Source organism: Agarivorans sp. (genome assembly GCF_050295395.1).
GTDB lineage: Bacteria > Pseudomonadota > Gammaproteobacteria > Enterobacterales > Celerinatantimonadaceae > Agarivorans.
In genome coordinates this window covers 1-5,284 of record NZ_JBNKPP010000262.1, presented here as the reverse complement: position 1 = coordinate 5,284, position 5,284 = coordinate 1, and the positions used below count along the sequence as shown (strand labels likewise).

The window sequence follows — 5,284 nt, the reverse complement described above, 5'->3', positions numbered from 1 at the left end:
TAAACCTTGCTCGGTCATACTTTGCACAAAGTGGTAAATTTCCTTCTTGGTATTCACATCCACTCCGCGGGTGGGCTCGTCTAAGACCAAGATCTGTGGCTGAGTATCCATCCATTTCGACAGGTAAACTTTTTGTTGATTACCGCCACTTAAATACATCAGCTCGGTATCTAAGGAGGCTGCTTTAATGTCGAATTGGCGCACGTAATGCTGGGCTTTTTCGCGAGTTTGCTGGTGGTTGATCAGCCCCTTGCTGTAGTTGCTTAAGGAAATCAGGCTGATATTTTCCGGTATAGTAAAGTTCATGGTTAAGCCGCAGCCTTGGCGGTCTTCACTGAGGTAGGCCAAGCCGTGTTTTACCGCATCTTTAATGTTGCGAATACTAACCAGCTGTTGCTGCACGTAAATGTGACCATGTTGGCGACGGCGCAGTCCCATAATCGCCTCGGCGGTTTCGGTTCTGCCGCTGCCCACTAGTCCGCCAAAACCTAATGCCTCACCTTGGCGCACTTCAAAGCTAATATCATTTAACAGGTTTTTGACACTAAGGCCTTCGACTTTTAAGGCTACCTTGTCCTGTACCTTAGAGCGGTTGGGGAACACTTGATTGAGCTCGCGCCCCACCATTTTTCTGGCCATGTCCTGTTCGTCGATTTGGCTCACCTGATCCACCGCAATCAACTCGCCATCTCGCAGGATCATCAGTCGATCACAGAGTTGTTTTACCTCCTTCAACTTGTGAGAGATGAATAAGATGGTGACACCTTGGCTTTTCAGTTTGTCGATTAGCTTAAACAGTACTTTTACTTCTTGGCTGGTGAGCACGGTAGTGGGCTCGTCCATAATCAGAATTTGTGCATCGTTGACCAAGGCCTTGGCTATCTCCACCATTTGCTTTTCTGCCACGCTCAGCTGCTCGATTAGCGCGTCAGCCGAGAGTGGGGTTTCTAGCAATTCCAAGAGCTGCTTAGTGCGCAGGCGCATGGCTTTTTTATTCAATAGCGGGCCGCTGCGAAGCTCTTGGCCAAGAAAGATGTTTTCAAATACGCTGAGGCTGGCGATCAAGTTAAATTCCTGAGGAATCATTGCAATGCCCAGCTTTTTAGCATCTGCCGGGCTATTGATTTCGGCGACTTCCCCGGCGATTTTCAATTGGCCAGCGCTGCGCTGGTAAATGCCCGAGATAATTTTCAGCAGGGTGGACTTACCCGCGCCGTTTTCTCCGAGTATGCCCATCACCTCGCCAGCTTGAATTTGCACGCTAATATTCTGTAATACCGTGACACCAGAAAAACTTTTACTGATGTTTTCCAGACTGAGAATGGCTTGCGCTTCACTCATTGACACTCTCCATCGCAATCCACTTACCGTTGTTTTGTGAAGACTGAATCACCGCATTGATAAACTTGAGGCCATCCACCCCTTCGCTGACTCCCGGCAATAAACTGCCGGCTAAGGCTTGCTCGGCGGTCGCACCGGCACGGGTCGCTAAAATTGCTTGGGCGGCTTCGCTATAGATATTGCTAAACGCTTCTAGGTAACCTTCAGGGTGGCCGGAAGGTGTGCGCACTAAGTGCTCGCCAGCGGCTTGATAGCCGTAACCGGCTCGAGTGAGAATACGACTAGCCTGAGCAAAGGGGCTGTAGAGCAGTTGGTTAGGGTGTTCTTGAGCCCACTCAAGGCCGCCGTCGCTACCATAGATGCGAATGCGTAGGCTGTTTTCATTACCCGGCGCCACTTGCGAGCTCCATAACATGCCGCGAACGCCTTGCTCAAAGCGCAGCATGGCGTGCACATTGTCATCCAGCGCTCGGCCTTCAACAAAGGTGTTTAGTTCGGCACTCACTTGTTGCACTTGTAAACCACTAATAAAACTAGCCAAGTTAAAGGCATGGGTGCCAATGTCTCCCAAGCAACCGGCTGGGCCAGAGCGTTTAGGGTCGCTACGCCACTCGGCTTGTTTGTTGCCAGTTTTTTCGGCGGCACTGGTGAGCCAGTCTTGAGCGTATTCCACTTGAATCACCCGTAATTTCCCCAGCAAACCATCGGCGACCATTTGCTGCGCCTGACGCACCATGGGGTAGGCACTGTAGTTATGGGTGAGCACAAATAACTTGCCGCTTTGTTGGGCGAGTTGCTCAAGCTGCAGTGCTTCACTGAGCGAGCAAGTCATGGGTTTGTCGCAAATCACATGGATTCCAGCGGCTAAAAATGCCTTAGCAATCGGGAAATGCAGATGATTTGGCGTAACAATGCTGACCGCTTCAATACCGTCTGCGCGAGCGGCTTCCGCTTCGGCCATGTCTATATAGCTGCTATAGCTGCGCTCGCTGGCAATGCCTAGGTCTTTGGCCGATTGCTCGGCGATGTCGGGGTGAGAACTCAAGGCTCCCGCTACCAGTTGATAGTGGTTGTCTAAACGAGCGGCGATGCGATGCACTGCACCAATGAAGGCGCCACTGCCGCCGCCCACCATACCCAATCTAATTTTATTCATGATGTTCTCCTGATAAACCTAAAATGCGCATGTTGGCGGCTTGATCGATAGCGCTGTCGGCAAAGTCGTCAAAGGCTTTGTCGGTGACCTCGATGATGTGTTGTTCGACAAAAGCCACGCCCTCAATGGCGCCCGCTTCGGGATGTTTCAAACAGCATTCCCATTCCACAACTGCCCAGCCAGAGAAGTCATATTGAGCCAATTTAGAGAACACGCTGCCAAAGTCGACTTGGCCATCCCCCAGTGAACGAAACCGTCCGGCACGCTCGGTCCAGCTTTGATAGCCGCCATAAACACCTTGTTGGGCGGTAGGGTTAAATTCGGCATCTTTAACGTGAAACATCTTGATCCGCGAATGGTAGCGGTCAATGAAGGCTAAGTAGTCCAGTTGTTGCAGCACAAAGTGGCTGGGGTCGTAAAGGATGTTACAGCGAGGATGCATGTTCACTTCTTGTAAGAAACGCTCAAAAGTCACTCCATCGTGGAGGTCTTCACCGGGATGGATCTCGTAACACAGATCGACTCCAGCCTCATCAAAGGCATCTAAAATGGGCAGCCAACGTTTAGCTAATTCGGCAAAGCCGGTATCAACCAAGCCTTGTGGGCGTTGTGGCCAGGGATACATGTAAGGCCATAGTAGCGCCCCAGAGAAGGTGGCATGAGCGCTTAAACCTAAGTTTTTTGAAGCCTTAGCAGCAAGCAGCAGCTGATTTACCGCCCACTGTTGACGCTTAGCCGGATTACCTCTTTGCGATTCAGGGGCAAAGCCGTCAAACATTTCGTCGTAGGCGGGGTGAACCGCTACCAGTTGTCCCTGAAGATGGGTTGATAGCTCGGTTAGGGTGAGTTGATGCTGCGCTAGCGTTGCCAAAATCTGCTGGCAATAATCAAGATCTTCGGCGGCGCGTTCTAGGTCAAATAGGCGTTTATCCCAGCTGGGCATTTGTATGCCTTGGTAGCCGATACTGGCCGCCCAAGCAGCAATGGATTCGAGTGAATTAAATGGTGCTTCATCACTAGCAAATTGGGCTAGAAACAATGCTGGTCCTCTAAGGTTTTTCATCTGCAATCCTTTTTCATCGTGTAGCTCAAACTGTTCAGGTTTATAAATGTAATCGATTACATTTTGTTGCCTAAAAAAACCATGCGCTGTACTTAAGCTGGTGGCGGTTAATCACCGCGAGGCATGGTTTTTCTTTACGACTTGAATAAAAGTTATACAAAAAATTTTCTTTTATCTATCAAATGTTGCAAAAATGTGAGCAATGTTGGAGTTTATTTTTTAAGCGTTTTGAAATTCACTAGAAGCTGCGAATTAAGATAAAGCGCTTTACATTAATTCATGTAATCCGTTACATTTTATTGAGTATTAAGAAAAAATGTTGGACTGATAAGGAAAGCCAATGCCGACCATTAAAGACGTAGCCAAAATGGCGGGCGTATCTACAGCTACGGTTTCCCGAGCCATGATGAACCCAGAAAAGGTGTCGGAAAAGACCCGTTTGAAGGTAGAGGCAGCGGTGGCCGAATGCGGCTTTTCTCCGAATGTTATTGCGCGTAATTTACGCCGTAGTGAATCAAAAACCATCGTGGTTATTGTGCCGGATATTTCCAATATGTTTTTTGCCAACATCGTGCGCGGTATTCAGCGAGTGGCCTTAAAAAATGCCTATAAGGTATTGTTGGGGGACTCGATTCATACCGTGGAGCAAGCTAAGGCCTATATGGATTTAGTGCGCAGTAAACAGGCCGACGGGATTATCTCGTTAACTGCCGAACTTCCTGCTGAGGTGCGCCAAGGTTCGGAGCTGCCGCTGGTGATGGCCTGTGAATACTTTCCCGGTTTTCCGGTGCCTACGGTACGTATTGATAATCGCGGCTCGGCCAGCAGGGCAGTGGATTACCTACTAGATATTGGCCATCGTCAAATTGGCTGTATCACCGGCCCTATGGAAAACCCGATTTGTGTCGACCGTAAAGCCGGCTATCAAGATAGCTTACAAAAGATGAATATTGCAGTGGACGAGCAAGCCTTTGAAGATGGAGATTTTAGTTTTCATTCTGGGTATAGCGCTTTTCGTCGTTTGCAGCAGCACTTCAACATGACTGCGCTATTTTGTTTTAACGATATGATGGCCTTAGGTGCGATGAAGGCGGCAATCGAGCTGGGTATTAAGGTGCCGCAGCAGTTGTCGATTGTTGGTTTTGATGATTTGTTATTTGCTGAATATACCGATCCTGGTTTAACCACGGTGCGCCAGCCTCAAGAAGAAATAGGCATTACCGCCGCTAATACCTTGGTTAAGGTATTACAGGGCGGCAAAGCTAATCAAGACACCATCATTCCTACCCAACTATTGGTGCGCGGCAGCTGCGTATCACCTAGCAAATAAGCGGCATTTATTGCGCCGACCAAGGTGCTAGTGGCCGAGGGTTTTGTTGCTGCCAGCGGGCATTAATTCGCGAAGCCAGCAGTGAATCAAATACCATTTGTAGTAAATGAAATACGATGCAGGTAACCACCGCTACCCCAAGCTGACTGTTAATGCTAATGATTACCGACACCGCAATTGGCATGGTTTTTTGGCTGGCGGTAAACAGTACCGCTAAACGCTTGGCTCTGGGCAAAGCACACAGTTGACTGGCGTACCAACTCACTACTAGCAGAGCAATATGTAAGGCGAGGCAAGCAAGGCTAATGCTCAGTAAGCTACTGGCAGTTAAGGCCAGCAGCGCACCTTGGCTAGCCGACAAAGTTAGCCAGACTCCGGCAATCACCAGCAAACT

General features: G+C 49.2%; 5 protein-coding genes. 1 reads left to right on the top strand and 4 read right to left on the bottom strand.

Annotated elements, in window-relative coordinates:
• From ACQY6Q_RS15330 to ACQY6Q_RS15320, 3 genes are all read right to left on the bottom strand, one after another.
• Positions 1 to 1,341, bottom strand: a 1,341-nt coding sequence (locus tag ACQY6Q_RS15330; protein ID WP_427982692.1) for a sugar ABC transporter ATP-binding protein, incomplete at its 3' end; no start/stop codon positions are given.
• Positions 1,334 to 2,497: a Gfo/Idh/MocA family protein gene (locus ACQY6Q_RS15325; protein ID WP_427982691.1), complete on the bottom strand. Its 1,164-nt coding sequence runs from the start codon at positions 2,495 to 2,497 to the stop codon at positions 1,334 to 1,336. The genes ACQY6Q_RS15330 and ACQY6Q_RS15325, both read right to left, overlap by 8 nt.
• Complete coding sequence (locus tag ACQY6Q_RS15320) at positions 2,490 to 3,560, bottom strand: sugar phosphate isomerase/epimerase family protein (protein WP_427982689.1); 1,071 nt, start codon at positions 3,558 to 3,560, stop codon at positions 2,490 to 2,492. The genes ACQY6Q_RS15325 and ACQY6Q_RS15320 overlap by 8 nt, the downstream gene beginning before the upstream one ends.
• Positions 3,561 to 3,900: 340 nt before the next feature.
• Here ACQY6Q_RS15320 and ACQY6Q_RS15315 point away from each other — a divergent pair, with 340 nt between their 5' ends.
• A complete protein-coding gene (locus ACQY6Q_RS15315) occupies positions 3,901 to 4,890 on the top strand; it encodes a LacI family DNA-binding transcriptional regulator (protein WP_427982687.1) in 990 nt (329 codons plus the stop codon).
• A gap of 7 nt (positions 4,891 to 4,897) precedes the next feature.
• Here ACQY6Q_RS15315 and ACQY6Q_RS15310 read toward each other — a convergent pair.
• Positions 4,898 to 5,284, bottom strand: a 387-nt coding sequence (locus ACQY6Q_RS15310; RefSeq protein ID WP_427982685.1) for a bile acid:sodium symporter, incomplete at its 5' end; no start/stop codon positions are given.